This is a genomic window from Streptomyces sp. NPDC127108, assembly GCF_042677545.1.
In the GTDB taxonomy this organism is placed as follows: Bacteria; Actinomycetota; Actinomycetes; order Streptomycetales; family Streptomycetaceae; genus Streptomyces.
Genome location: NZ_JBHXTE010000007.1, coordinates 17,924 through 43,099 on the forward strand (window position 1 = coordinate 17,924; position 25,176 = coordinate 43,099).

General features: G+C 72.1%; 24 protein-coding genes. 10 read left to right on the forward strand and 14 right to left on the reverse strand.

The features are described from left to right. Positions 1–6 precede the first annotated feature (6 nt). The gene (locus ACFVHO_RS07645; RefSeq protein WP_385711246.1) at positions 7–660 is read right to left on the reverse strand and encodes a TetR/AcrR family transcriptional regulator; all 654 of its coding nucleotides are present in this window, start codon (positions 658–660) and stop codon (positions 7–9) included. 112 nt (positions 661–772) lie between these two features. Between ACFVHO_RS07645 and ACFVHO_RS07650 the strand changes: the two genes are divergently transcribed. Together ACFVHO_RS07650 and ACFVHO_RS07655 are read left to right on the forward strand one after the other, a co-directional pair. Further along, entirely contained in the window at positions 773–1,666 is an 894-nt protein-coding gene (locus ACFVHO_RS07650) for a hypothetical protein (protein WP_385711247.1), read from the forward strand. A gap of 44 nt (positions 1,667–1,710) precedes the next feature. Continuing rightward, positions 1,711–2,253 (forward strand): GNAT family N-acetyltransferase, encoded by a 543-nt coding sequence (locus ACFVHO_RS07655; protein ID WP_385711249.1) that lies wholly within the window; start codon positions 1,711–1,713, stop codon positions 2,251–2,253. Positions 2,254–2,316: 63 nt separating this feature from the next. On the opposite strand, the gene ACFVHO_RS07660 is transcribed toward ACFVHO_RS07655, so the two are convergent. The 9 genes from ACFVHO_RS07660 to ACFVHO_RS07700 form a co-directional block, all read right to left on the reverse strand. Continuing rightward, complete coding sequence (locus tag ACFVHO_RS07660) at positions 2,317–2,976, reverse strand: ABC transporter ATP-binding protein (RefSeq protein WP_385711251.1); 660 nt, start codon at positions 2,974–2,976, stop codon at positions 2,317–2,319. Then, the gene (locus ACFVHO_RS07665) at positions 2,969–3,892 is read right to left on the reverse strand and encodes an ABC transporter ATP-binding protein (protein WP_385711537.1); all 924 of its coding nucleotides are present in this window, start codon (positions 3,890–3,892) and stop codon (positions 2,969–2,971) included. Before ACFVHO_RS07665 ends, ACFVHO_RS07660 begins: the two co-directional genes overlap by 8 nt. Positions 3,893–4,158: 266 nt before the next feature. After that, positions 4,159–5,097 carry an ABC transporter permease gene (locus ACFVHO_RS07670; RefSeq protein WP_385711253.1) on the reverse strand — a complete coding sequence of 313 codons (939 nt, stop codon included), beginning with the start codon at positions 5,095–5,097 and terminating at the stop codon, positions 4,159–4,161. Then, positions 5,090–6,055, reverse strand: a complete 966-nt coding sequence (locus ACFVHO_RS07675) for an ABC transporter permease (protein ID WP_385711539.1) — start codon at positions 6,053–6,055, stop codon at positions 5,090–5,092. The genes ACFVHO_RS07670 and ACFVHO_RS07675 overlap by 8 nt, the downstream gene beginning before the upstream one ends. A gap of 101 nt (positions 6,056–6,156) precedes the next feature. Beyond that, a complete protein-coding gene (locus tag ACFVHO_RS07680) occupies positions 6,157–7,761 on the reverse strand; it encodes an ABC transporter substrate-binding protein (RefSeq protein WP_385711255.1) in 1,605 nt (534 codons plus the stop codon). Between the two features lie 111 nt (positions 7,762–7,872). Next, positions 7,873–8,979, reverse strand: coding sequence for an acyl-CoA dehydrogenase family protein (locus ACFVHO_RS07685; protein WP_385711257.1), 1,107 nt, complete (start codon positions 8,977–8,979; stop codon positions 7,873–7,875). Beyond that, positions 8,976–10,157, reverse strand: coding sequence for an acyl-CoA dehydrogenase family protein (locus ACFVHO_RS07690; RefSeq protein ID WP_385711259.1), 1,182 nt, complete (start codon positions 10,155–10,157; stop codon positions 8,976–8,978). Before ACFVHO_RS07690 ends, ACFVHO_RS07685 begins: the two co-directional genes overlap by 4 nt. Continuing rightward, entirely contained in the window at positions 10,154–11,131 is a 978-nt protein-coding gene (locus tag ACFVHO_RS07695) for an NADPH:quinone oxidoreductase family protein (RefSeq protein WP_385711261.1), read from the reverse strand. Before ACFVHO_RS07695 ends, ACFVHO_RS07690 begins: the two co-directional genes overlap by 4 nt. 93 nt (positions 11,132–11,224) lie before the next feature. Then, positions 11,225–11,941 (reverse strand): helix-turn-helix domain-containing protein, encoded by a 717-nt coding sequence (locus tag ACFVHO_RS07700; protein WP_385711263.1) that lies wholly within the window; start codon positions 11,939–11,941, stop codon positions 11,225–11,227. A gap of 144 nt (positions 11,942–12,085) precedes the next feature. On the opposite strand from ACFVHO_RS07700, the gene ACFVHO_RS07705 reads away from it, so the two are divergent. The 4 genes from ACFVHO_RS07705 (at position 12,086) to ACFVHO_RS07720 (ending at position 16,903) form a co-directional block, all read left to right on the forward strand. Then, positions 12,086–13,051: an SDR family oxidoreductase gene (locus tag ACFVHO_RS07705; protein ID WP_385711264.1), complete on the forward strand. Its 966-nt coding sequence runs from the start codon at positions 12,086–12,088 to the stop codon at positions 13,049–13,051. Between the two features lie 537 nt (positions 13,052–13,588). Then, positions 13,589–14,362 (forward strand): polyprenyl diphosphate synthase, encoded by a 774-nt coding sequence (uppS, locus tag ACFVHO_RS07710; RefSeq protein ID WP_385711266.1) that lies wholly within the window; start codon positions 13,589–13,591, stop codon positions 14,360–14,362. Positions 14,363–14,417: 55 nt separating this feature from the next. Beyond that, a complete protein-coding gene (locus ACFVHO_RS07715) occupies positions 14,418–15,464 on the forward strand; it encodes a terpene synthase family protein (RefSeq protein WP_385711268.1) in 1,047 nt (348 codons plus the stop codon). Further along, positions 15,461–16,903: a cytochrome P450 gene (locus ACFVHO_RS07720; protein ID WP_385711270.1), complete on the forward strand. Its 1,443-nt coding sequence runs from the start codon at positions 15,461–15,463 to the stop codon at positions 16,901–16,903. Before ACFVHO_RS07715 ends, ACFVHO_RS07720 begins: the two co-directional genes overlap by 4 nt. Here the strand turns inward: ACFVHO_RS07720 and ACFVHO_RS07725 are convergent. From ACFVHO_RS07725 to ACFVHO_RS07735, 3 genes are all read right to left on the reverse strand, one after another. Then, positions 16,824–17,660, reverse strand: a complete 837-nt coding sequence (locus tag ACFVHO_RS07725) for an enoyl-CoA hydratase/isomerase family protein (RefSeq protein WP_385711272.1) — start codon at positions 17,658–17,660, stop codon at positions 16,824–16,826. The genes ACFVHO_RS07720 and ACFVHO_RS07725 overlap by 80 nt on opposite strands. 65 nt (positions 17,661–17,725) lie before the next feature. Continuing rightward, positions 17,726–18,484: a PIG-L deacetylase family protein gene (locus ACFVHO_RS07730; protein ID WP_385711274.1), complete on the reverse strand. Its 759-nt coding sequence runs from the start codon at positions 18,482–18,484 to the stop codon at positions 17,726–17,728. Between the two features lie 93 nt (positions 18,485–18,577). Next, positions 18,578–19,879 carry an alpha/beta fold hydrolase gene (locus tag ACFVHO_RS07735; protein ID WP_385711276.1) on the reverse strand — a complete coding sequence of 434 codons (1,302 nt, stop codon included), beginning with the start codon at positions 19,877–19,879 and terminating at the stop codon, positions 18,578–18,580. A 205-nt stretch (positions 19,880–20,084) separates the two neighbouring features. Between ACFVHO_RS07735 and ACFVHO_RS07740 the strand changes: the two genes are divergently transcribed. From ACFVHO_RS07740 to ACFVHO_RS07755, 4 genes are read left to right on the forward strand one after another with little or no spacing between them, the layout of a single operon-like run. Continuing rightward, on the forward strand, positions 20,085–20,840 hold the full coding sequence (locus ACFVHO_RS07740) for a (Fe-S)-binding protein (RefSeq protein ID WP_385711541.1): 756 nt from the start codon (positions 20,085–20,087) through the stop codon (positions 20,838–20,840). Further along, the gene (locus ACFVHO_RS07745) at positions 20,837–22,366 is read left to right on the forward strand and encodes a lactate utilization protein B (RefSeq protein WP_385711278.1); all 1,530 of its coding nucleotides are present in this window, start codon (positions 20,837–20,839) and stop codon (positions 22,364–22,366) included. The genes ACFVHO_RS07740 and ACFVHO_RS07745 overlap by 4 nt, the downstream gene beginning before the upstream one ends. Continuing rightward, the gene (locus tag ACFVHO_RS07750) at positions 22,363–23,019 is read left to right on the forward strand and encodes a lactate utilization protein C (RefSeq protein ID WP_385711279.1); all 657 of its coding nucleotides are present in this window, start codon (positions 22,363–22,365) and stop codon (positions 23,017–23,019) included. Before ACFVHO_RS07745 ends, ACFVHO_RS07750 begins: the two co-directional genes overlap by 4 nt. Positions 23,020–23,069: 50 nt before the next feature. Further along, positions 23,070–24,233 carry an ABC transporter ATP-binding protein gene (locus ACFVHO_RS07755; RefSeq protein ID WP_385711281.1) on the forward strand — a complete coding sequence of 388 codons (1,164 nt, stop codon included), beginning with the start codon at positions 23,070–23,072 and terminating at the stop codon, positions 24,231–24,233. Between the two features lie 6 nt (positions 24,234–24,239). Here ACFVHO_RS07755 and ACFVHO_RS07760 read toward each other — a convergent pair whose 3' ends face one another. Then, positions 24,240–25,160, reverse strand: coding sequence for an ABC transporter substrate-binding protein (locus tag ACFVHO_RS07760; RefSeq protein ID WP_385711542.1), 921 nt, complete (start codon positions 25,158–25,160; stop codon positions 24,240–24,242). Between the last annotated feature and the right edge of the window lie 16 nt (positions 25,161–25,176).

Genomic DNA, 25,176 nt, shown 5'->3' on the forward strand with positions numbered 1-25,176 from the left:
AGCGGATTACGCGGGGACGGGGCGCGCGGGGACCGCGTCCAGGACCAGATCCATCGTGGCGAGGAAGCTCTCGCGGGTGAACCCGACGGGGTGGATGCGGCGACCGTAGTGCGCCAGCGCGGGAAAGTCCGCCGGGTCGGCGCCCAGTGTGATCACTTGGAATGTCTCCCGTCTGCGCTGCTGCTCGGCCGGACCGGAGGACTGCCTGGCCGCGTGCGCGGAGATCAGGGACACGGACAAGGTCAGCAGCCGGTCGTTCCACTCGGGGATGAGTTCCTCGGGCACTCCGGCGTCGCTGAGGGCCTGCAGGGTCTCCTCGATCACCAGTTGGCTGCCGGGCCCGCTGCCCGGATAGTGGCTGGCGTCCTTCGCCAACTGCGGCAGCGCGGCGTACGCGTCCCACGAGCGCAGGATCAGATCGACGAGCCGCGCACGCCAGGGCCCCTGCCGCCGGTAGCCGTGCATGGCCTGGACCAGCACATGGTCCACGATCGCGAGCATCAGCTCGGTGCGATTGCGGAAGTGGCGGTACAGGCTGGAGGAGTCGGTACCCAGTTCGGCGGCCAGCTTGCGCATGCTGAACGACTCGTCCCTCTCGGAGCCGGAAAGCAGCTCCACGGCGGCATCCAAAATGGTCTGTCTACTCCACCGCTGACGCATGACGGCAGCTTACTGGGGCCGGAGTCCAGCGGCATGAGCGCTCCACCGAACTACGAGAACGGTGTTGCACGCACCGTTGCACGCGGCGCGTGCATGAAGTTCAATGAGCCCTGTGACCAACCTCCACGAGCGGGCTGGAGACGGACCGTCCGACGCCACGCCACTGACCGAGGACGCCTTTCCCCACCACCAGCAGGTGGTGCAACGGTTCGGCGACCTCGCACCGGACGGCACGACCAGCACGGTGGCCCTGTCGCGTCTGTTCGAGCACCCCCGGGTCGGTCTGCGCTTCCCGCGGTTCGGCAAGCTCACGGCCGACGGCGGGTTCAAGCCCTACCAGATCCTGTTCGTCGGCCAGCGCGTCGAACGGCAGACGGCGTTCGGCGGGGTCGGCGGAGTCGTCCGGGTCGGCACCGGTGTCCGCGCGATCGGCCGGTCCTCGTACACCTACGGTCAAGGCATGTTCGTCGACGAGCGCCTCGTCGCCACGGCCGACGCCACCGTGGTCCTCGCCGACGAGTCCGGGCCGATCGCCTTGCCGGACGAACTGCTCGCCGACCTCGCCGAGCTGCGACTGCCGGGCACCAGCGCGGCGGTCGCGTCGAAACCCGAGCCGCGTCGCCGCGAGCGGCAGTACTACCCGGCCACCGCCACCGTCCACAGCCGCGTCGGTGACGTCGACCTCAACCGGCACGTCAACTACATCGCCCAACTGGGCTGGTACGACGAGGCGATCGCGTCCCACGCACACCGCCTGCTGGGAGACGACGCCGCCAGGAAGCTCCCGCGCTACCTCCCCTGGCGCTACCACGTGAACTACCTGGGCGAAGTCCTGCACCCTCGCTCCTACGACATCGGGATCGCCGTCAGCGGACACGACGAGCACACCGCGCACTACGAACTGGGGCTGTTCGACGGTGGGCAGTGCCTGGGGACCGCCGACGCGGCCGCACCACGCGGCGGGCTCTCCGCCGCCGCACTGGCCGACGGCCGGCTCACGAGCTGACCCCTGGGCGGACCACGGACGACCGGCAGATCCACAATGGCTGGATGGTCACCCTTGAGACTCCCCGTTTGATCCTGCGCCGCTGGCGCGATGAGGACGTCGCGCCCATGGCCGCCGTCAACGCCGACCCCGAGGTCATGCGGTGGATCCGGGACGGCAGCGTCCGTGACGAACAGCAGACCCGCGGCGGGATCCAGGCGTGGGAGAGCGAGTGGGAGTCACAGGGCTTCGGCCTGTTCGCCGTGGAGATACGGTCCACCGGTGAACTGGCCGGGTTCACCGGCCTTTCGGTGCCTCACTTCCTGCCGGAGGTCCTGCCGGCGGTCGAGGTCGGCTGGCGCCTCGGCCGTTCCCACTGGGGGCAGGGCCTGGCCACCGAGGCCGCCGCGGCCGCCGTGCGGTTCGGATTCGAGGAGCGAGGTCTTGAGCGGATCGTCAGCATCGCCCAGGTGGGCAACGACGCCTCCGAACGGATCATGACGAAACTGGGGATGCGTCCGGTCCGTGAGACCGTCAATCCCAGCAACGGTCGACGAGTTCGCGTATTCGCGTTGTCGTCGGACCAGTACGGCGCAACCACTCGGTGACGGCGGCGACGAGGAGGGCAGCCTCGCACCGGACCGCGAGGCGGACCCGGTCGGCCCCGCCGCCTACGGCCGCGTCAGCTCGCCCCAGTGCACCGTCCGGTCGCACCACCGCTCAAGGAGCACCTTGTCGTGGCCGACCGCGAGGAGCCCGGCTCCGCTGTCCGCGCGGTAGGCCTCCACCACGCCCACCAGCGCCGCCGTCGTCGACGCGTCCAGCATCGCCGTCATCTCGTCGCAGATCAGCCAGCGCGGGCGCAGGACCAGCGCGCGGGCCAGGCAGGCGCGCTGGAGCTGGCCGTCGCTGACCTCGTGCGGACGGCGGCCGAGCAGGTCCTCGCCGAGGCCGACGGTACGGGCCAACTCCCTTACGCGATCCGGCACTTCGGCGGCGCGCCCGGTGGCCCGCAGCGGTTCGGCGACGAGCTGGGTGAGGGTGAGGCGCGGGTCGGCGGAGAGCCGGGGCTGCTGGAAGACGACGCCGAACGCGGTGCGCTGGGCCCGCGGCGCGCGATGGCGCCAGCCGCGGGCGGGCTCGCCGTCGATGACGACCTGGCCCCGGTCGGGCCGGTGCAGGAGTGCCGCGACGCGCGCGAGCGTCGACTTGCCGCAGCCGCTGGGGCCGAGCAGGCCGACGGACTCGCCCGGCTCGACGGTCAGGCTCACGTCGCGGACGACGGGGTCGCGCCGGTCGTATCCGGCGGTCAGGGAGCGCAGTTCAAGCACGGGACGCCTCCAGGGCGGCGACCGGGTGGTGGCAGGCGGCGCCCGATGAAGGCGCCGTCGGCAATGCGGGCACGGCCCGGCACGCCTCGTCGGCCCGCTCGCAGCGCGCGGCGAACGCGCACCCCTCGGGGAGCGCGGACAGCTCCGGCGGCATGCCGGGGACGGGCCTGAACTCCCGGTCGGGCAGCGCGTCGAGCAGCCCGCGCGCGTAGGGGTGGCGCGGCCCCGGCTCGCCGAAGAAGTCGGCGGCGTCGGCGATCTCGACGATGCGGCTCGCATACATCACGGCCACGCGGTCGGCGATCCGCTCGGCCGCCGCCAGATCATGGGTGATCATCAGCAGCGCGCGGTCGTCGCCGACGTGCCGCCGCAGTTCGTCGACGGTGCGGTCGACCAGCTCGCGGTCGAGGCCGGTGGTGGGCTCGTCCGCGAGGAGCAGCGGGGCGTCGCCGATGAGCGCGAGGGCGGTGGCGGCGCGCTGGGCGAGCCCGCCGGACAGTTCGTGCGGGTAGCGGTCGAGGTGGCCGACCGGGAACGCGGCACGCGCGGCGGCGGCCTCGCCCGCCTTCCGCAGCGCGGGCCGCCGCACGCCCGCCAGCTCCCGGAGGGTCTCCTCCAGTTGGGAGCGCACGGTGCGGACGGGGGTCAGATGCGCGGCGGGGCTCTGCGGTACGAGGCCGACGCGCCGCCCGCGCACGGTGCGGGCGAGGGTGCGCTCGTCGGCGGTGAGCAGGTCGGTGCCGTCCCCGAGGAGCGCGGATCCGGCCGTCTGGGCGTTCTCGGGCAGCAGACCGAGCAGCGCGGAGGCGAGCACGGACTTGCCGCACCCGCTCTCCCCGACGAGCGCGAGGCACTCACCCGCGGCGAGGTCGAAGCGGGCATCGGTGACGGCGGCCACGTGGGCGCCGCCGCGCATGCGGAAGCGGACGGAGAGGCCGCGGACGGAGAGGACGGGCGGGGGTGCGGCCTCGGCGTCCGCGTCGGTGTGGGCGTCGGCACGGGGCTTCGGCACGGCATCGGTCGCCGGGGCCCCGGTCGCGCCTTCTCCCTGAGCCGACGGGCCGGCGCCCGCACAGCTCCCGGGCGACGGGCCGGTCCCGCCACCGTTCCCGGCCGAAGGGCGAGTCGCCTCGGCCTCCGCCGACGCCCCGTGCGCGGCCCCCGTCCCGCTCGACGACCCAGTCACAGCATCAGCTCCGATCGGCGGCGCGGGTTGATCCGGTCGCGCCAGGCGCCCGCGAGGCCCGCGATGGCGAGGGTCGGCACGATGATGAAGAGGCCGGGGAAGAGGGTGGGCCACCAGTCGCCGGCGAGGAGGGAGCTGCGGGCGCCCTGGACGAGGGTGCCGAGGCTGGCCTGGTGGGTGGGCAGGCCGAGGCCGAGGAAGGACAGGGCGGACTCGTGCCAGATGGCGTGCGGGACCATGAGGACGGCGGCGAGGCCGGCCTGGGGCAGGACGCCCGGGAGCAGGTGCCGCACGGTCACGCGCCAGCGGGACGCGCCGCCGGAGACGGCGGCGTCGATGTAGGGGCGCGAGCGCAGCGAGAGGACCTCGGCGCGCACGATGCGGGCCGTCGACAGCCAGTGCGTGAGCGCCACGGAGATCACCACGGGCCAGACGCCGGGCCGGAACATCGCCACGATGAAGATGCCGAGCAGCAGGTGCGGCACCGAGGAGAAGACGTCCACGAGGCGCATCACGATCCGGTCGACCCAGCCGCCGGAGGCCGCCGCGAGGGCGCCGACGGCGGTGCCGATGACGGTGGCCACCACGGCGGCCACGACACCGACGAGCAGGGAGACGCGCAGCCCGTACACGCACCGCAGGAGCAGGTCGCGGCCCACGTCGTCGGTGCCGAAGGGGTGCTCCAGGGACGGCGGGAGGAGCTTGTCGGCGAGGTGCACGGCCTGCTCGTCGAGGTCGACGAGCGGCGGCACGATCAGCACGGCGAGCACGACGGCGGTGACGATCGCGGCGGAGCTCCAGACCCGCCACGCGCGCGTGGAGCGGGACGGCCTGCGGGTGCCCGCGGCGGCGCGGCCGGTCGCCGAGCGCCAGGTGACCTGGGTGGCGGCGTCGGCCTTCGACACCTCGGCCTGCGGACTGCGGGTGTCAGCCATCGAATCCCACCCTCGGGTCGGCGAGCCCGTAGAGCAGGTCCGCGAGGAGGTTGCCGAGCAGCACCGCGACGGTGGCGAGCGCGGTCAGCGCGGCGAGCAGGGGGAAGTCCACGGAGGTGGCGGCCTGCACGGTCGCGGCGGCGATGCCGGGCCAGCTGAAGACGGTCTCGACGAGGAGCGCGCCGGTGATGAGTTCGGGCACGCGGGAGCCGACGAGCGTGAGGACGGGCAGCATGCCGGAGCGGAAGGCGTGCTTGAGGAGCACGGTCCGCTCGGCGAGGCCCCGCGCGCGGGCGCCGCGGACGGGGTCGTCGCCGAGCGCGTCGCCGACGCCCTGGCGTACGTACAGGACGAACCAGGGAAGTTGGGAGACGGCGAGGACGGTGGCGGGCAGGACGAGGTGATGGGTCACCTGTCCGGCCGTCACCACCGTGCTGGAGGTGTCGGTGAGTCCGCCCGCGGGCAGCGCGCCCAGCTTCAGGGCGAACAGCCATACGGCGAGCAGGCCGAGCCAGAACGGCGGCGCGGCTTCCAGGGTGTAGGCGAGCGAGGTCACGCAGCGGTCGAGCCAGCCGCCGGGGCGGCGCGCGGCGAGCACGCCGAGGGCCGAGCCGAGCAGGATCGCGAGGACGAAGGCGGTCGCGGCGAGGAGCACCGACCAGCCGATGCGCTCGCCGATGGCGTCGGCGACGGGCTGGCGCAGCGTGTGGGAGTCCCCGAGGTCGCCCCGGAGCGCGGCGGTCAGCCAGTCCCACCAGCGCTCGACCAGCGGCTTGTCGACGCCGAGGTTGGCGCGCAGCTGGTCGAGGTTCTCCTGGGACGCGGTGAGCCCGGCCGTGCCCGCGTACGCCTTGACGGGGTCGAAGGGCGAGGCCGCGGCGACGGAGAAGACGCCGAAGGTGACGACGAGCAGCACGGGGACGGCGAACACCGCCCGCCGTCCCACGAGCCGCGCCATCGGTCCCCAGGGCAGCGCCCGCCGTCCCCGCCCGGACGCCGGGTCCGCCTCGGCGGGCCCGGCGGACGCGGCGGGGTCTGCCGCCTTGCCGGGAGCCGACGTCACTTGTTCGGCTGCCAGTCCTCGACGTTCCACCACGGGCCGGACGCGAGGCCGTGGTCGTGCGGCTCGACCTGCGTGGAGAGGTCGCCGAAGGACTTGTTCACCACGTACAGGTGGTCGATGTGGGTGAGGAAGGTGTAGCCGGGGTTCTTGACCAGCTCGCGCTGGATCGTGTCGTACGCGGCCTGGCGCTCGGCGTGGTCGCCGCTCTTGCGGGCGTCCTCCAGGGCCTTGTCGACCTTGGGGTTGTCGTAGTGCGCCATGTTGTTGAAGCCGTCACCGGCGAGCGCGGAGTTCAGGAGCGTGTACTGGTCGAAGTCCGGGTCGGCCGGGGAGCCGCCGCCCGCGAGGACCGCGTCCTTGGCCATGCGCGGCTCGATGACCTCCCAGGTACCGGACTGCACCTCGGCCTTGATGCCGAGCTTCTTGGCGTCGGAGGCGTAGGCGAGGGCGTGGTCCTGGCGGAGCTTGTCGCCGGTGAGGTACCAGAGCGGGAACTTCGCCTGGACGCCGTCCTTCTCGCGGACGCCGTCCTTGCCGGGCTTCCAGCCGGCGTCGTCGAGGATCTTCTTGGCCGCGTCGACGTCGAACTTCCGCTCGGTGCCCTTGGTGAACCAGGGGCTGTCCGTCGGCACCGGGCCGTAGGCCTCCTTGCCCGCGCCCTCCAGGATCTGGTCGACCATCGTCTTGCGGTCCACGCCGATGTCGAGGGCGCGCCGCACGGCGGTGTCGCCCGCGACCTTGTTGCCGGTCGGCAGGGTCACGACGCGGTAGTCGAAGGTCTTGGCGGCGTACGTCTGCTTGCCGCCGTCGGACTCGAAGGTCTTGGCGAGGTTGGGCGGCAGGATGGCGCCGTCGAGGTCGCCGGTGCGCAGCCGGGTGGCGCGCAGGTCGTCGTCCTTGACGATGGCCATGGTGAAGTTCTTGATCTTCGGCGCGCCGCCCCAGTAGCCGGGGTTGGCCTTGAAGACGAGCTTCTCGCCCTTGGACCACGTCACCAGCTCGTACGGTCCGGTGCCGACGGGCTTGGTGGTGAAGGCGCCGGTGTTCACGTCCTGCTTGCCCGCGATGTGCTGCGGCGCGATGGGCAGGACGGTGCGCTCGGCGAACGGCGCGTAGGGGTACTTGAGGTGGAAGACGACCCTGTTCCCGTCGGCGCCGCCCTTGGCCTCGACGCTCTTGAGGGCGTCCAGCTCGGTCTTGGAGGCGTTGTTCGTCTTCTTGTCGAGGATGGTCTCGTACGTGAAGACGACGTCCTTGGCCGTGAACGGCTTGCCGTCGCTGAACTTGACGCCCTTGCGCAACTGATACGTGTACGTCTTGCCGTCGGCGCTGACCTTCGGCAGCTTCGCGGCGAGCGCGGGCCTCAGCTTCATGTCCGCGTCGTGCGTGAGCAGCCCGTCGAAGATCTTGGAGTTGCCGTCCTTGCCGTAGCCGAGGAGCGGGCTCAGGGTCTCGGGCTCGTACGCGATGCCGACGACCGCCGACGTCTTGGCGCCGCCGCTGCCCTTGCCGTCGTCCGGCGCCGAGCAGGCCGTGGCGGCGACCGCCAGTGCGGCCGCCGCCGCGACGGCACCGGTGCCACGTATCGATCCGGCCCTCATGCTCCACACCCCTACACAAGATCAAGTGCTATTGCGAACGGCTCGCAATTATGCCTTATGTAATGGGCGGGTAATGGCGGGGTCCACTACGTGCCGGGGACTACGACCAGGTCAGGGCGTTGCGGGCGCGGGAAGGCCGACCAGGTCGGCCAATTCCGCCCGGTGCTGTCCGGCCGTGCCCAGAGCGATCGAGTCGGCCTTGGCCCGCTTCAGGTACAGATGGACCGGGTGCTCCCACGTCATGCCGATACCGCCGTGCAGCTGGAGTGCCTCCTCGGCGGCGCGCACCGCCACGGGGGCCGCGTAGGCCTGCGCGAGGGCCGCGGCGAGGTTCGGCTCGTCGCTGCCGGTGGCGAGGGCGTCGGCGGCGTGCCGGGCCGCGGCGCGGGTGTTGACCACCCGCAGCCAGAGCTCGGCGAGGCGGTGCTTGAGCGCCTGGAAGGAGCCGACGGGCCGGTTGAACTGGTGGCGTTCCTTGAGGTAGGCGACGGTTTCCGTCAAGCACCATTCGGCGAGGCCGAGTTGCTCGGAGGCGAGCAGTCCGGCCCCGGAGCGCAGACCGAGGCGTACCGCCGTCTCCGCTTCCGCGCCCTCGGCGAGCAGGCGGGCCGGGGCCCCGGCGAGGGTGACCGTGGCGACGGGGCGGGTGCGGTCGAGGGAGGTCAGCGGGGTGACGGTGACGCCGCCCCGGCCGGTGTCGACCGCGAAGAGGCCGCGGTCGGCCGGGACGAGCAGGATGTCGGCGACGGCCGCGTCCGCGACGCCGGTCACCTCTCCGTGCAGGGCGCCCTCCTCGTGCCGGACCGGGGTGCGGGCGACGCCCGGCGCGGTGGCGAACGGCACGGCGAGCGCGCCCACGGTGCGGCCGGACGCGAGCGCGGCGAGGAGCTCCGCCGCCGCGTCGCCGGTGCAGGCGAGGAGCGTCTCGGTGGCGATGACGGCGCTCGTCAGATACGGCACGGGTGCCACCGCGCGCCCCAACTCCTCCAGGACCACGGCCGCTTCGCGGTGCGTGGCGCCCTGCCCGCCGCGGTCCTCGGGCACCAGGAGACCGGCGAGGCCCATGCTGTCGGCGAGGGTCTTCCACAGCTCGCGGTCGTGCGGCTGCTCCGACTCGGTGCGGGCGAGCACGTCGGCCGCGGCGCAGCGGTCGGCGAGCAGGGAGCGCACGGCGGAGCGCAGCGCCTCCTCTTCCTCGGTGTAGAGCAGATCACTCATCGGGCCAAGTCCTTCCAGGCGACGTCCTTGTCGGTGCGGGGTTCCGACGGCAGGCCGAGAACGCGCTCGGCGACGATGTTGAGCAGGACCTCGCTGGTCCCGCCCTCGATGCTGTTGCCCTTGGAGCGCAGGTAGCGGTAGCCCGCCTCGCGCCCGGTGAAGTCGACCTGGTCGGGCCGGCGCATCGTCCAGTCGTCGTACAACAGGCCCTCGTCGCCGAGGAGTTCCACCTCCAGGGCGCTGATCTCCTGGTTGAGGCGGGCGAAGCCGAGCTTCATGCCGGAGCCCTCGGGGCCCGGCTGGCCCGCGACGAGCTGCTGGCGAAGGCGGTCGCCGGTGAGCCGGGCGACCTCCGCCTCCACCCAGAGGGTGAGCAGGCGCTGGTGCAGGTCGTGGGTGCGCAGTTCGGGGCGTTCGCGCCAGGCCGCGGCGACGGGGCCGATCATGCCGCCCTCGCGGGGGATGCGCATGCCGCCGATGGAGACGCGCTCGTTCATGAGGGTGGTCTGCGCGACCTTCCAGCCGTCGCCGACCGCGCCGAGGCGGCGGCTGTCGGGGATGCGGACGCCGGTGAGGAAGACCTCGTTGAACTCGGCCTCGCCGGTGATCTGGCGCAGCGGCCGGACCTCGACGCCGGGGTCGGTCATGTCGCAGATGAAGTACGTGATGCCCCGGTGCTTGGGCACGTCCGGGTCGGTGCGGGCGATGAGGATGCCCCAGCGGGCGACATGCGCGCTGGACGTCCACACCTTCTGCCCGTCCACGTTCCAGCTCTCGCCGTCGCGGACGGCGCGGGTGCCGAGCGCCGCGAGGTCGGATCCGGCGCCGGGTTCGCTGAACAGCTGGCACCACACCTCCTCGCCGACCCACAGCGGCCGCAGGAAGCGGCGCTTCTGCTCGTCCGTGCCGAAGCCGAGGATGGTGGGCGCGGCCATGCCGAGGCCGATGCCGATGCGGCGCGGGTCGTTGTCGGGCGCGCCCGCGGCCTCCAACTCGGCGTCCACCACGGCCTGCAGGGTGCGCGGGGCGCCCAGGCCGCCGAGGCCTTCGGGGTAGTGCACCCAGGCGAGTCCGGCGTCGAAGCGGGCCTTCAGGAAGTCGGTGCGGTCCGTGGTCGCCGGGGGGTGCGCGGCGAGCAGGTCCTGGGTGCGGCGGCGGAGTTCGGCTGCGTCGGTCATGCGGTGGCCTCCTCGGGGAGGGCGGGCAGCACGGTCACACGGCCGGTGGTGGTGCCGTCGGCGACGCGCTGGACGGCCGCCGCGGCCCGGCCGAGGGGCACGCGCTCGCTCACCAGCGGTTTGACGGCGCCCTTCGCGGCCAGCTCGGTGAGGCGCTCGTGGCAGTCCAGGACGGCACGCGGGTCCTTGGTGTTGTACAGGCCCCAGTGCAGTCCGACGATCGAGTAGTTCTTCACCAGGGCGTGGTTGAGGGCGGGCGTCGGGATGGCGCCGCTCGCGAAGCCGACGACGAGGATCCGGCCCTCGAAGGCCACGCACTTGGCGGACTTGGCGTAGGCGTCGCCGCCGACCGGGTCGTACACGACGTCGGCGCCACGGCCGCCGGTGGCCTCCTTCACGGCGCCCACGATGTCGTCCGCGCGCCGGTCGATCACCAGGTCACAGCCGAGCCCGCGCGCGACCTCGGCCTTGTCCGGGCCGCCGACGACGCCGATGACGCGGGCGCCCGCCGCCTTGCCGAGCTGCACGGCGGCGCTGCCGACACCGCCCGCGGCCGCGTGCACGAGCAGCGTCTCGCCCTCCTTGAGGTGCGCGCGCCGGTGCAGGCCGAACCAGCCGGTCTGGTAGCCGATGTGCAGCGCGGCGGCCTCCGCGTCGTCGAGGGCGTCCGGCGCGGGCAGCAGGGCGGCGGCGTCCGCGACGGCGTACTCGGCGAGGCCGCCGTGCGGCAGCGCCGGGTTGGCGATGACGCGCCGCCCGTCCTCGGTCTCGCCGCAGATCTCCACGCCCGGCGTGAACGGCAGCGGCGGGGTGATCTGGTACTGCCCCCGGCACAGCAGCGCGTCCGGGAAGTTGATGTTCGCGGCGCGGACCTTCAGGAGCACCTGCCCGTCGCCGGGCACGGGCCGCTCCGCCTCTTCGAGCCGCATCACCTCGCCCGGCTCGCCGTTGCGGTGTACGTGCCATGCGCGCATGCGGGGCCTCCACGCTGTAGTCGACCGTGCTCCAGACGCATACTAAGCGGTCGCTTGCCCTCAAGGGAACAGCGCGGCGGCCCGCACCGGCGGCTACTCCTCGTTGCCGCCCTTGCCTCCCTTCGCGGCGGGCCGCGCCCGTACGTGCATGCGCTCCCCCTGCGGCCCGAAGAGGCTCAGGAACTCCACCGGGCCCTCCCCGGTGGACCCGAACCAGTGCGGCACCCGCGTGTCGAACTCCGCCGCCTCGCCGGGCCCGAGCACCACGTCGTGCTCGGCGAGCACGAGGCGCAGCCGCCCCGAGAGCACGTACAGCCACTCGTAGCCCTCGTGGGTCCGCGGGTCGGCCTGGACGGAGCGCGCGGGCTCGATGACCTTGTACGCCTGGAGCCCGCCGGGCTGTCGGGTCAGCGGCACCATCGTCCGCCCGTGCCGCACGATCGGCTTGGCCCGCACCCGCGGGTCGCCCACCGGCGGGGCGCCGACGAGTTCGTCGAGGGGCACCTGGTGCGCCCGGGCGATCGGCAGGAGCAGTTCGAGGCTCGGCCTGCGACCGCCCGACTCCAGGCGGGACAGGGTGCTGACGGAGATGCCGGTGGCCTCGGAGAGCCCGGCGAGGGTGGCACCGCGCTCCTTGCGGATCTTGCGAAGGCGGGGGCCGACGGCGGTGAGGACCTTGTCGGTGTCGTCACCGGAGTCGGGGACGAGGCCGGAGCCGTGCGGATCGGGGACCAGGTCGGAGCCGTGCGGATCGGGGGCAGGGGCGGAGTCGTGCGGGTCGGTGGCGTCGGACTTCTTTGCGCTTCCCATGCCCTCATTGCAGAATCAGCAAGCCGATATGTCAATCCAGCACCATCGCCCTGCTCCGCTCCCCTCCGCCCCGCCCTGTCCTGCCCTGTCCTGCCCTGTCCTGCCCTCTGGAGGTTTGCGGGCCATCGCGCTATCGATGCGTCCATGACGAGTGACGGCACCCGGCGGAACGACACCGGCGAGACAGCCACCGACGGCGCCCCGACACCCTCGCCTCGTGGCCTCCCGGCCCCTCCCCCGCCCGGCGCGAGCGCCCTGCCGCCCGGCACCTTCGACGGCACCGTCGTCCTGGTCACCGGCGGCGGCAGCGGCCTGGGCCTCGCCATCGCGGCCGAGTTCGCCCGGCTCGGAGCGGACTTGGTGATCGCGAGCCGGAGCGCGCCCCGGCTCGCGGCGGCCCGTGCGGAACTGGCCGCGCTCGGTGGACGGGTGGCGACGGCGGTGTGCGACATCCGCGACCCGGACCGGGTCACCGCCGCGTTCGAGGCCGCCGAGGCCGCGTACGGCCTGCCCGGCGTGCTGGTGAACAACGCGGCGGCGAACTTCCCCGTGCCCGCGGAGGAGATGTCCCCCAACGCCTGGCGCGCGGTCCTGGACGCGACGCTCACCGGCACGTTCTTCATGACGCGGGAGTTCGCCCGCCGCCACCTCGCGGCGGACGCGCCCGGCTCCGTCATCAACATCGGCGCGTCCTATGCCTGGACGGGCGGCCCCGGCTTCGCGCACAGCGCGGCGGCGAAGGCGGGGGTGCGGAGCCTGGTCGAGACGCTGGCGGTGGAGTGGGGACCGTACGGCATCCAGGTCAACGGCCTGGTGCCGGGGTTGATGCCCCACGAGGACATGACGCGGGACATCCGTGCCGCCCTCACCGGCACGGACACTTCTGCCGCCGCGTCGCCGCTGGCCACCCGACAACCCGCCCTCCGCGTGGGCGCCCCGCGCGAACTCGGCTGGGCGGCGACGTTCCTTGCCTCCCCCTACGCCCGCTTCATCACCGGCCACACCCTGGTGGTCGACGGCGCGAACTGGCAGCGCCGGTCTCTGGTGAATCCGCCGGTGGTGCCGCTGCGGGAGCAACTGGGCCGCGACACACACCCCCCGGCCCGCTGACGCCACCGACGCGACAAGTCCTTCTTCCCGCCCGCCTCGCGAACGAGCATGCCACCCGTGCGCGCGGCCCGGCCACGGCAGCGGAGAGCACGCTGCGCCGCAAGGGGCGCCTTGAGCGCCGCCGCGGGAGCCGTGGAGGGCCCTCGACTGGGGCTTACGCACGCCAAGCGCCTCTGGACGCGCCTTTCCAAACTCGGCGGAGCGGAGAAAAGTTTCCCGGGGAGGCCACCGCCGGCAGCCGTTCTTGCGGACAGCCGATGACGGGGCCGGACTCCAGATCTTGCCCAATGGAAGGTGTGGACCATGGCGCAAGGCACCGCGAGCACGATGAGGGCACTCTCTGCCCGAGTCCGACTCCACCCCCAGAATTCTGAGTGAACTTCGGCAACGTCAGTACCGGCGGGGTGAATTCACCCCTCGCCCAGGCCTGCTCACTCGCGGCACATCCATAAACCCCGCCCCTCGCCTTGTTCATGGAGTCCGCTGGATTCGTATCGACCGTGCATACTCTGGCCCCCGGCGACAAGGAAATGCCCGATGAGTCTTCTTCCCCGCGACCACCCCCACAGCACAGGACCGACAGATCTGTCCGATCCCCCCGATGGACGGGAAGCACTCCCCCGCACTGTGGACGACCCCCCACGTCACGTCGCCTTCATTGTGGACGGAAATCGTCGTTGGGCACGCGCCCATGGCCATCCCATAGAGCTGGGTCACCGAAAAGGCGCGGACAACGTCCGCCGGGCCGTTCACTGGTGTGAGGCCGTGGGCATAGAGACCACTACCTGGTGGCTGCTCTCGACGGACAACCTCAACCGCACTTCGGTCGAGCTCCATAAACTCCTGGACATCATCTCCGAACTGACCCACCATCTGGCGGCGACCGGGCACTGGAGAATGCGTCACCTCGGGGATCCCCGGCTGCTCCCCCCTTCCCTGGCAACGGCGCTGAGTGAGGCGGAGACCAGCACCCGTCACAATCAGGGCCCTCAGATCAACTTCGCGGTCGGTTACAGCGGCAGGGAGGACATCCTCGCCGCAGCGCGCCGCATCGCCCACCAGGCGGTCGAGTCCACCGCCTTCTCGGTGTCCGAGAGGTCGTTCGCCCAGGCCCTGTCCACCAGCGGGTTGCCCGATCCGGACCTGGTCATCCGCAGTTCCGGTGAACAACGACTGTCCGGATTCATGCTCTGGCAGGCAGCGCTCTCCGAACTCTATTTCTGCCCTGTCCTGTGGCCCGACTTCACCCGGTCGGATCTCGACCGCGCCCTGGCCTTCTACGCCAACCGTCAGCGGCGTTTCGGAAGGTAGAGCAGGTAGAGAAAGTCGAGAAAGTGGAGAAAGTCGAGCAGGAAGGAATTGCACCATGTCTCAGAGTCCCCTCGTGTTCCCCGCCCTCAAGGCGACGGACGACATCGTCGACTCCTACCACTCACTCAAGCCCTGGCTGCTCACCCACCTGGTGAAGGGACGTGAGACATACCCCGCCCACCCGCAGACCCGCCAACTGGAAACCTCCGTGCTCGCCTGGGCAATGGACCTCGGGATGAGCGAGGACCACATCAAGATAACGGCCGAGGCAACTCCCGGGCATCTGGTGGGGCTCTTCGCCCCGAAAGCCCCTTGGGGTGTTCTGCTCCCCCTGGCCAAGCTGCAGATGATCCTGTTCTGGCTGAACACCGTGGACCTCGGCAGTGACCGACCGGTCGGCCGGCTGGTGGAACCGGTGCGAGAGACCCTGGAGAGCGGGCATTCACCTGCTGACGGGCCGCACATTCTCAGGCCGTTGGCCAGTCTCCGCGACGACATGGTCGCGGCGGGAGGAACGGACCTGATACCCGGCTTCACGGAACTGCTGCTCGGATTTCTGCACGAGTACACGGCTCGACAGGCGTGGGAGAACGGGGAGCCTCTCCCGAGTCTGGACCAGTACTTGAGGCACAGGACCCGCACGGCAGGGATCGTTCTCGGCATGTGGCTCCAGCGACTTCAACCGGGCCTCATCGGGCCGGGTGAAAAGCTTCCAGAACCACTGCTTCAGCTCATGAAACAGGGAAGCCTCCTCGTCGGTCTCGACAATGACCTGCACAGCTGCCATGTGGCCGCCGAATCAGGAGAGAAGTTCGGCCTCATCGGTGTCATCCGCCAGGAGTACGGAATTCCTGTGGACATGGCCTTCTCCTGTGCGCTCGCTCTCAACGCGGCACTGCGCTACGAGAACGCCAACACCGCTGCCTCGATCTGTGCGGACACCTCCCTGCCGGTCAGGGTCAGGAAGCACGCCCGGGCCATCTTCCACTGGGTCGACTCCGTCTACACCTGGTCGCTTGAGACGCCCCGCTACGGGTTGCGGAGCGCCGATGCCCAAGGAGTCGCGCCTTGCTCCTACCCGAACGGGAAGGGGCAGGCATGACGAACGTGCGCTCGGTCCCCCTCGCCCCCAGGGCACTGCCCCTCGTCGGTCATCTGATTCCGCTGACGCGAAATCCGCTGGGGTTCCTCAACTCCCTCCCCGCCCACGGGGAACTCGTCCGCATCCAGCTCGGCCCCTTCCCTCTGGTGGTGATCTGTGATCCGGAACTGACCCGCCATGCCCTGATCGACGACCGCGTCTTCGACAAGGGCGGCCCGATCTTCGACCGGGTACGGGAAGTCGTGGGCGATCACGGTCTGGCCAGTTGTCCGTACAGCGCGCATCGGCGGCTGCGCAGGCTGGCCCAACCCGCCTTCCATCCGGCACGGCTCCCCGGCTACGCGCAGGCCATGAGCGCCTGCATCGGGGAGGCGACCGCTTCCTGGCGTTCCGGGCAAGTCCTGGACGTACCCACCGAGATGATGACCATCACGTCCAAGATCACGGCCACCACCCTGTTCTCCGGTGCGCTGCCTCCAGGCGAACTCGGCCCGGTCCTCGACGACGTGAAGACCTTCTTCGACGGCTTCTACCGGCGCATGCTCATGATCCCCCCGCTGGACCGGCTCCCCACCCCGGGCAACCGCTCCCACGAACGCGCACGCACCCGCTTGCGCTCCGCCTTCGACCAGATCATCGCCCGGCGCCGCACGGAGCACGTCGACCACGACGACCTGCTGTCGGCCCTGATCGCTGCCCGTGACCCCGAGGACAACCGTAGCGGCATGAGCGACACGGAGATCAGCGACACGATCGTCACCTTCTTCCTCGCCGGCACGGAGACCACGGCCGCCCTCCTGGCCTGGGCGCTGGACCTGCTGGCCCGGCACCCCAGGATCGAGCAGCGGCTGCACGCCGAGGTCGATGCCGTCCTGGACGGAGCCGGCGCCACCCACGCCGACCTACCACGCCTGGAACTGACTCACCGCGTCATCACCGAAACCCTCCGGCTCCGCCCGCCGGGCTGGATCTTCACGCGCACGGTCACCGCCGACACCCGCCTGGGCGGGTACCTGCTGCCCGCCGGGAGCAACGTCGTCTACAGCCCGTACCTCATCCAGCACCGGCCGGACCTCTACGACAACCCCGAGACGTTCGACCCCGACCGTTGGGATCCACAGCGTCCCCAGCCACCCCGCAACGCCCTCCTCCCCTTCGCGGTCGGCGCCCGCAAGTGCATCGGCGACACCTTCGGCATGACGGAGTCCGTGCTCGCCCTCGCGACCATCGCCGCCCGGTGGCGACTGGAGCACCTCCCCGGCCAACAGGTCCGCCCCGCCCTGGGGTTGGCGTTGAGGCCCCGCAAGCTGCACATGCGGGCAACATCTCGCACCGAGGCTCGTTGCGGCCGGGCGCCCCTCACTTCCCGTCGAACTCCCCAGCCCGCCCCGCCGCCTTCGCCGCGAACCCCTCCCGCACGTCCTCCGACGTCAAGGTGACCGCCGCGTTCATCGCCACGCGGTCGAGCGCCCGGCCGAGGCCCGCGTCCGCGTAGGCGTCGATGTCCCGTTTGACGCCGCGTACGGCGAGGGGCGCGTTCGCGGCGATCTCGGCGGCCACGTCCCGCGCGGTCGACTCCAGGTCGGCGCCGGGCACGACGAGTTGGGCGAGGTGGAGGCGGGCCGCGGTGGCGGCGTCGATGCGGCGCCCGGTGAGGGCCAGGTACTTGGCCCAGCCCGCGCCCGCCTCCCGGGCGACGCGCAGATCCCCGCCCGCGTCGACGGTGACGCCGAGCTGGGCCTCGGGCAGCGCGAACACCGCGTCGTCGGCGGCGATCCGGATGTCCGCCATGAGGGCGAGCTCGAAGCCGAAGCCCAGGCAGTAGCCCTGCACGGCGGCGACGACGGGCTGCGGCAGGCCCGCGAAGGCCCGGAAGCGCTCGTGCGCCCAGCGGATGCCCTCGTAGTAGTTGCCGGTGCGCTCCGCGGCCGAGCGGCCGGTGATGGCGCCGCCCGGCGCGGTGATGTCGATGCCCGCGCAGAACGCCCGGCCCTCGGCCCGCAGCAGGACCGCGCGGATCGAGTCGTCGAAGCGGATGCGGTCGGCGTACAGGCCGAGTTGACGGGTGGACTCCCAGCTCCAGGCGTTGAGCCGGGCGGGGCGGCAGAGGGTGAGGACGCCGACGCCGTCCTCGACGTCGAGGCGCAGCCGCCGCCCCGCGCCCTCCGGGATGTCCGTGCTGACGGTGTCGATCACCGGTCCGACCCTCTTCCCGTGCCGACGGTACGTATCTGACGTACCGTCAGCCTACGGGCGGCGGCTCAGCGGCTGAAGACCTCGAACGCCACGGCGGGCTTCCCGCCGAAGCGGGGCGCGAGCTGCTCGGCGACGCCGCTGAGGAAGGTGCGGCAGTACTTCTCGGGGTCCTCGTCGGTGAGGACCTCGATGTACGCGCGGTGTTCGAGCAGGGACTGGACGGCCCGCTCCAGGCCCGGTGTCGCGTCCACCGCGTGGGTCGGCGCGTTGGTGCCGGCGACGGCGACCCAGCGCACGCCGTTCCACGGTTCGAGGCCCTGCTCGGTCAGCTCGGGGAAGATCCAGCGGTTGCCCGCGTCGGACGCGGCGTCCAGGGTGGCCCGGCCGACGGCGACGTGGTCGGGGGTGTTCCAGGCGACGCCGCCCCAGGTGTCGCGGTGGTTGAGGGTGATGACGAGCTCGGGCCTGTGCCTGCGGATGGCGGCGGCGATGTCGCGGCGCAGCGCCGTGCCGTACTCGATCACCCCGTCCTTGTGGTCGAGGAACTCGACGGTGTCCACGCCGACGACGGCGGCGCTTGCCCGCTGCTCCCGCTCCCGCAACGGCGCCGCCTCGGCGGGCGCGAGGGTGTCGATGCCGGCCTCGCCGCGCGTCGCGAGCACGTACACCACCTCGCGCCCGGCGTCGGTCCACGCGGCGATCGCGCCGGCGCAGCCGTACTCCAGGTCGTCCGGGTGGGCGACGACGGCGAGGGCCCGCTGCCAGTCCTCGGGCATGGGGGCGAGCTGCGTGGGCTCGGCGGCCCTGTTCTGCTGGTCGGTCATGGCCGCAGCCTAACCGTGCGCGCCGAGCACCACGAGGTCACATCCCCAGGTCAGAGTGCGCCCCTCGCCACATCGGAGTGCGCCCTTCGCGGGTCAGAGTTCGCCGCGCACCAGGCCGATGAGCCGGTCGAGGACCCGCGGCCCGCTCACCCGCAGGCCGTCGTGCTCGTACTCGTCCGTGACCCAGGTGCGCAGCCCCCGGATCGTGCGGGCGGTGTCCAGGGAGTGCTCGGTGTCGACGAACATGTCGTCGTGGTAGACGGCCGCGGCCACCGGCACCTCGTTCTCAGCGAGGCGTGAACGGTCGTACAGCGCGGGCCAGTCGACGCGGTCGGCGAGGAGGTCGGCCGTCTCGCGCAGCGGGCGCAGGGCGGGGTCGGAGTCGAACATCCAGCGCTGCACCGCCTCGCCGGTGAACAGCGGCGGGGCGCCGTCCGCGAGGCTCTTGCCCGCCTCGAAGCGCGGGAAATCGGCCCGCACCCGCTCCGCGGACCAGGCGGTGGGCCGCCCGCCCTGGGCGTAACAGGCCTCGTGCAGCAGGGCGTACAGCGGTGCTCCGGCGTACGACAGGATGCCCTGGACGGCTTCCTGGAAGGCGTCCGACAGGGCGTGGCCCGCCGGGGTGCGCACGAAGGCGTCCTCCAGGAGGTAGTGCAGCCGGTGGGTGCCGTCGCCGGTGCCGAGCAGGATGCCGAGGGACTGGAAGGCCTCGGTGGTGAACCGGTAGCCGCCGGGCAGGACGGGCTCGTGCTCGGCCACGTACTCGGCGACGCGGCGGGCCCGCTCGGCGTCCTGGGGGTAACGTGCGTAGTGCGCGAGGGACTTGCGCTCCATGCGCGGGTACGCGGCGCGGTACACGTCGTCGGCGTGGCCGTCGAGGGTCGGCAGGCCGCCGGTGATCAGGGCCGCCGCGAGGCCCTCGGGCGCGGCCGACAGGTAGTGCGTGGCGCAGAAGCCGCCGAAGCTCTGGCCGAGGACCGTCCAGGGCGCGCCGCCGGTGACCTCGGTCCGGATCGCCTCGCAGTCGCGCACGATCGCGTCGGCGCGGAAGTGCGCCAGGTAGTCGGCCTGTTCGCGCGGCCCGCCGCGCAGCGGCAGCGTCTGCCGGTTGGCGGGGGTGGAGCTGCCGGTGCCGCGCTGGTCGAGCAGCAGCACGCGGTAGTCGCGCAGGGCGCGGCCGAGCCACGCCTGCTTGCCGCTGAACCGGTTGGCTCCGAAGCCGGGACCGCCCTGGAGGTAGACCAGCCACGGCAGCTCCGCGCCCTCGCGCCCCGCCGCGACACACTCCCGGGCGAACAACTCGATCCGCTCACCACCGGGCACATCGTGGTCCAGCGGCACACTGAACCGCCGGTCGGTGAGCACGACTCCGGGCTGACGGTACGACTGACTCAACACAACTCCCTCAGATTTCAACGTTCCGGCAACCATGTCAGCCCGTCCGGCGTTTGAGGACGAGCCCTTAAGGCGATCACTTCAGCCCGTCCCACGCGGAGGGTCAAGGGGAGGACCAAGGCAAGGGCACCCCTCTCCCCAAGGCGCCCCCGCCAGATTACGCTGCTGGGGGAAAGCACCGATGATCGACAAGGAGGACCCAGCGTTGCGCGTCGCCCTCTTCCTGACGTGTGTCAATGACACGCTGTATCCCGGCACGGGCCGCGCCGTGGTGAAACTCCTGGCCAGACTGGGTGTGGACGTGGACTTCCCGGCGGCCCAGACCTGTTGCGGGCAGGCCCACTACAACACCGGGTACCGGCACCAGGCCGAGCCGCTGGCCCGACATTTCTCCGATGTCTTCGGGGAGTACGACGCCATCGTGACGCCGTCCGGATCGTGCGGGTCGATGGTGCGGGAGCTGTATCCGCGCATGGGCGAGCGGGCGCGCGCCGAGGGCAGGGGCGACGGGCTCGCCCGCACCCTGGCGCCCGTGGTGTCGAAGACGTACGAGCTGACCGAGTTCCTGGTGGACGTGCTCGGCGTGACCGACGTGGGCGCGTACTACCCGCACACAGTGACGTACCACCCGACCTGTCACGGCCTGCGCTCCCTCGGCCTCGGCGACCGGCCGACGCGGCTGCTCGCGGCCGTCGAGGGACTCGACCTCGTGGAGCTGCCGGGCGCGCGGGAGTGCTGCGGCTTCGGCGGTACGTTCGCGGTGAAGAACTCCGACGTGTCGGCGGCGATGGGCACGGACAAGGTGCGGGCCGCCGAGTCGACGGGCGCGGAGGTGCTGTGCGCGGCGGACAACTCCTGCCTGATGCACATCGGCGGCACGATGGCGCGGCTGCGCACGGCGATGCGGCCGGTGCACCTCGCCGAGATCCTGGCGAGCACGGAGAAGGAGCCCTGGTCATGAGCGGCACGTATCTCGGGATGCCGGCCTTCCCCGCGGCGGCGCGCGAGGCCGTGGGCGACACGACACTGCGGGCCAATCTGCGCCACGCCACCCACACCATCCGCGACAAACGCGCGAAGGCCGTCGCGGAACTCGACGACTGGGCGCGGCTGCGCGAGGCCGGACGGCAGATCAAGGACCACACGCTGCGCCACCTCGGCGACCATCTGCTGCGCCTGGAGGAGACCGTGACGGCGGCGGGCGGCACCGTGCACTGGGCCGCCGACGCGGACGAGGCCAACCGCATCGTCACCGATCTGGTCCGGGCCACCGGCGAGCGCGAGGTGGTCAAGGTCAAGTCGATGGCCACGCAGGAGATCGGCCTCAACGAAGCCCTGGAGGCCGCGGGCATCCGCGCCTACGAGACCGACCTCGCCGAACTCATCGTGCAGCTCGGCGAGGACCGCCCCTCGCACATCCTCGTGCCCGCCATCCACCGCAACCGCGGCGAGATCCGCGACATCTTCGCGCGGGAGATGGCGCGGTGGGGCCGCCCCGCCCCGGACGGCCTGACGGACTCACCCGCCGAGCTGGCCGAGGCCGCCCGGCTGCACCTGCGCGAGAAGTTCCTGCGCGCCAAGGTCGGTGTGTCGGGGGCGAACTTCATGGTCGCCGAGACCGGCACGATGGTGGTCGTGGAGTCCGAGGGCAACGGGCGGATGTGCCTGACGCTGCCCGAGACGCTGATCTCCGTGGTCGGCATCGAGAAGGTCGTGCCGACGTGGCGGGACCTGGAGGTGTTCCTGCAGACCCTGCCGCGCTCCTCGACCGCCGAGCGCATGAACCCGTACACGTCGATGTGGACCGGCACCACGGACGGCGACGGGCCGGCCGCCTTCCACCTGGTCCTCCTCGACAACGGCCGCACCGACACCCTCGCCGACGACGTCGGCCGCCAGGCCCTGCGCTGCATCCGCTGCTCGGCCTGCCTGAACGTCTGCCCCGTCTACGAACGGGCCGGAGGACACGCGTACGGCTCGGTCTACCCGGGCCCCATCGGCGCCATCCTCAGCCCCCAACTGCGCGGCACCGCCAGCGAGATCGACGCCTCGCTCCCCTACGCCTCCAGCCTCTGCGGCGCCTGCTACGAGGTGTGCCCGGTCGCCATCGACATCCCCGAAGTCCTGGTGCACCTGCGTGAACGCGTCGTCCAGGGCGGCGAGTTCACCCGCCACGGCGCGAAGACGACCCTGAGGCCCGCCCGCGGCCACGCGGCCGAGCGGGCCGCGATGCGCGCGGCGGGCATGGTGTTCGCCCGGCCCGGACTGCTGCGGGCCGGGCAGCGCCTCGCCGCCCGCACCCGCCGCCTGCACCCCCGGACGCTGCCGGGGCCCGGCCGGGCGTGGAGCGCGACCCGGGACCTGCCGACGGTGCCCGAGGAGTCGTTCCGCGACTGGTGGCAGCGCACCCAGGGACGTAGGGGTACGGCGGGAGCCGCGGAGGCGTCCGGCGAGGGACGTACCGGGGACGGGGAGGCGGGCGCATGAGTGCCAAGGACATCATCCTGGGGCGGATCGGCCGGGCGCTCGGGCCGGTCCCCGACGAGCCGTACGACACGGCCGTCGACCGGGACTACGCCCACGAGCACGGCGGGCGCACCACCGAGCAGACCGTCGACCTGCTCGCCGAGAACCTCGCCGACTACCGGGCGATCGTCCACCGCACGGACCGCGAGGAACTGCCGCTGCTGCTGATGCGGCTGCTCGCAGCGAGCGGCGCCCGGAACATCCTCGTGCCGCCCGCTTTGCCGCCGTGGTGGCTGGCCGCCGCCGACCCCGTCCGCATCCACGACCGGGCCGCGTGCACCACCGCCCGGCTCGACCAGGCCGACGCCGTCGTCACCGGCTGCGCGGTCGCGATCGCCGAGACCGGCACCCTCGTCCTCGACGGCTCCCCCGACCAGGGGCGCCGCCGCATCACCCTGATCCCCGACCACCACATCTGCGTCGTCCGCGTACCCGACCAGGTCGTCTCCTCCGTCCCGCAGGCCCTGCGGCGGCTCGACCCCGGGCGCCCCCTCACCTGGATCTCCGGGCCGTCCGCGACCAGCGACATCGAACTCGACCGCGTCGAGGGCGTGCACGGGCCGCGCACCCTGGAGGTGGTCCTGGTGACCGGGAGCCCCGAGGAGTGCGCCTGAGCGGTCGCCGAGCGTGTGCGGGGTGGAACACGCACGGTTAGCGTGAGGGAATGATCCGGTTCGAGCAGGTGACCAAGCGTTACCCGGACGGCACGACGGCCGTGGACGACCTCTCCTTCGAGGTCGCCGAGGGAGAGCTGGTCACGCTCGTCGGTCCTTCAGGCTGCGGCAAGACCACCACGATGATGATGGTGAACCGGCTGATCGAGCCGACCTCCGGCCGCATCTACGTCAACGGCGAGGACATCGCGGCCGTCGACCCCGTACGGCTGCGGCGCCGCATCGGCTACGTCATCCAGCAGGTCGGCCTGTTCCCGCACCGCACCGTCCTCGACAACACCGCCACCGTGCCCGCCCTCGTGGGCTGGAAGCGGGCCAGGGCGCGGGCCCGCGCCGCCGAACTCCTCGACCTCGTCGGCCTCGACCCGAAGACGTACGGACCGCGCTACCCCGAGCAGCTCTCCGGCGGCCAGCGCCAGCGCGTCGGCGTGGCCCGCGCGCTCGCCGCCGACCCGCCGGTGCTCCTGATGGACGAGCCGTTCGGCGCGGTCGACCCGGTGGTCCGCGAGCGGTTGCAGAACGAGTTCCTGAACCTCCAGCGGACCGTGCGCAAGACCGTCCTGATGGTCACGCACGACATCGAGGAGGCCGTCCGGCTCGGGGACCGGGTCGCCGTGTACGGGCAAGGCCGCATCGAGCAGTTCGACACGCCCGGCGCCGTGCTCGGCACGCCCGCGACGCCTTACGTGGCCCGGTTCGTGGGCGCCGACCGGGGCCTCAAACGGCTCTCCGTCACCGAGATCGAGGTGGACGACCTGGAACAGCCGCCCGTCGCCCGCCTGGAGGAGCCCGCCGCGCAGGCCGCGACCCGGCTCCGCAGGGACGACGCCCGCTGGGCGATGGTCCTGAACGCCGACGGCGACCTCCACGGCTGGGTCGGCGTCGACGAGGTCGCCCTCGCCGGGGACGACGCCACCGTCGGCGACCTGGCCCACCGCATGAACGCCTGGGTGCCCGTCGGCGCGCCCCTGAAGCAGGCGTTCGGCGTGATGCTCCAGCACGACGCGGGCTGGGTCGCCGTCGTGGACGGCGCCCGCTTCGTCGGCGTCCTCACCCCGGCGAAGCTGCACGAGGCGCTGCGGCGCTCAGTGGACGCGGATGCCCACGGCGTGGGGCGGGGGGACGTGGAGTTCGACTCGGTCGCCGACGCGTAGGGCTGCTCACAGCAGCTTCTTGTTCTCCAGGTACTTCTTCGCCACGTCCTCCGGCAGGCGGCGCCAGCTGTCCACCTGTCTGTTGAGGTCCGCCAGGTCCGCCGTCGTCAGGACCGTGTTGAGCCGGGCGAGGGCTCGGGAGACGCCCTTGCTTCCCGCGCGGGAGCGGTTGACGACCGGGACGATGTAGTCGGCGTTCTGGAGGTGCTTGTCGTCGGCCAGGAGGACCAGGCCGAACTCGTCGAGTGTGGCGTCCGTCGTGGTGGTGAGGACCATCTGGTCCTGGCCGCTCTGGACGGCCTTCTTGGCCTGGGTGGTGCCGACGCCCTTGGGGTCGACGCCGGTGATGTCGATGCCGTAGACCTTCTTCAGGCCCGGTTCGCAGTAGGGGCGCTGTACGCATTCGTCGCCCGCGGCGAGCCTGACCCTCAGGCCGGACTTGCCGAGGTCGCTGAGGGACTTGAGGCGGTGCTGGCGCGCGTACGCCGCGGTGACGGCGAACGCGTTCTGGTCCACGGCCCTGCCCGGGTCGAGGACGGTCAGGCCGCGCGGCACGGCCAGCTTCCGCAGGGCCTTCATGGTGGTGTCGAGGTCGGGCGAGCCGACGGGTTTCGCGTCGGCGCCGTTGACCTTGGCGTTGAGCCAGTCGGCGAACGTGGCCGCGTACTCGGGCACGACGTCGATCTGGCCGGACTCCAGGGCGGGTTCGTACAGCTCGCGGTTGGCGACGGACAGGATCTCCGTGTCGTATCCGGCCTTGTCGAGGAGCAGCGCGTACATCTGCGCGAGCAGGTCGCTCTCCGTGAATCCGGCGGAGCCGACGACGAGGTGCTTGCTGTCGCCGGGCGGCGCGGTGACCTTGTCCTGGGTCTCCAGGGAGGGGCCCGAGTCGCAGCCGGCGGCGAGCAGCGCGGCGGCCGCGACCAGCACGCCGCACCGGGTG

What these genes read in the sequence shown, in the direction of transcription:
- ACFVHO_RS07645 (WP_385711246.1), bottom strand. Translation starts at nt 660, where the DNA reads ATGCGTCAGCGGTGGAGTAGACAGACCATTTTGGATGCCGCCGTGGAG.
- ACFVHO_RS07655 (WP_385711249.1), top strand. Translation starts at nt 1,711, where the DNA reads ATGGTCACCCTTGAGACTCCCCGTTTGATCCTGCGCCGCTGGCGCGAT.
- ACFVHO_RS07665 (WP_385711537.1), bottom strand. Translation starts at nt 3,892, where the DNA reads ATGCGCGGCGGCGCCCACGTGGCCGCCGTCACCGATGCCCGCTTCGAC.
- ACFVHO_RS07670 (WP_385711253.1), bottom strand. Translation starts at nt 5,097, where the DNA reads ATGGCTGACACCCGCAGTCCGCAGGCCGAGGTGTCGAAGGCCGACGCC.
- ACFVHO_RS07675 (WP_385711539.1), bottom strand. Translation starts at nt 6,055, where the DNA reads ATGGCGCGGCTCGTGGGACGGCGGGCGGTGTTCGCCGTCCCCGTGCTG.
- ACFVHO_RS07680 (WP_385711255.1), bottom strand. Translation starts at nt 7,761, where the DNA reads ATGAGGGCCGGATCGATACGTGGCACCGGTGCCGTCGCGGCGGCGGCC.
- ACFVHO_RS07685 (WP_385711257.1), bottom strand. Translation starts at nt 8,979, where the DNA reads ATGAGTGATCTGCTCTACACCGAGGAAGAGGAGGCGCTGCGCTCCGCC.
- ACFVHO_RS07690 (WP_385711259.1), bottom strand. Translation starts at nt 10,157, where the DNA reads ATGACCGACGCAGCCGAACTCCGCCGCCGCACCCAGGACCTGCTCGCC.
- ACFVHO_RS07695 (WP_385711261.1), bottom strand. Translation starts at nt 11,131, where the DNA reads ATGCGCGCATGGCACGTACACCGCAACGGCGAGCCGGGCGAGGTGATG.
- ACFVHO_RS07700 (WP_385711263.1), bottom strand. Translation starts at nt 11,941, where the DNA reads ATGGGAAGCGCAAAGAAGTCCGACGCCACCGACCCGCACGACTCCGCC.
- ACFVHO_RS07705 (WP_385711264.1), top strand. Translation starts at nt 12,086, where the DNA reads ATGACGAGTGACGGCACCCGGCGGAACGACACCGGCGAGACAGCCACC.
- uppS (WP_385711266.1), top strand. Translation starts at nt 13,589, where the DNA reads ATGAGTCTTCTTCCCCGCGACCACCCCCACAGCACAGGACCGACAGAT.
- ACFVHO_RS07715 (WP_385711268.1), top strand. Translation starts at nt 14,418, where the DNA reads ATGTCTCAGAGTCCCCTCGTGTTCCCCGCCCTCAAGGCGACGGACGAC.
- ACFVHO_RS07720 (WP_385711270.1), top strand. Translation starts at nt 15,461, where the DNA reads ATGACGAACGTGCGCTCGGTCCCCCTCGCCCCCAGGGCACTGCCCCTC.
- ACFVHO_RS07730 (WP_385711274.1), bottom strand. Translation starts at nt 18,484, where the DNA reads ATGACCGACCAGCAGAACAGGGCCGCCGAGCCCACGCAGCTCGCCCCC.
- ACFVHO_RS07745 (WP_385711278.1), top strand. Translation starts at nt 20,837, where the DNA reads ATGAGCGGCACGTATCTCGGGATGCCGGCCTTCCCCGCGGCGGCGCGC.
- ACFVHO_RS07750 (WP_385711279.1), top strand. Translation starts at nt 22,363, where the DNA reads ATGAGTGCCAAGGACATCATCCTGGGGCGGATCGGCCGGGCGCTCGGG.
- ACFVHO_RS07755 (WP_385711281.1), top strand. Translation starts at nt 23,070, where the DNA reads ATGATCCGGTTCGAGCAGGTGACCAAGCGTTACCCGGACGGCACGACG.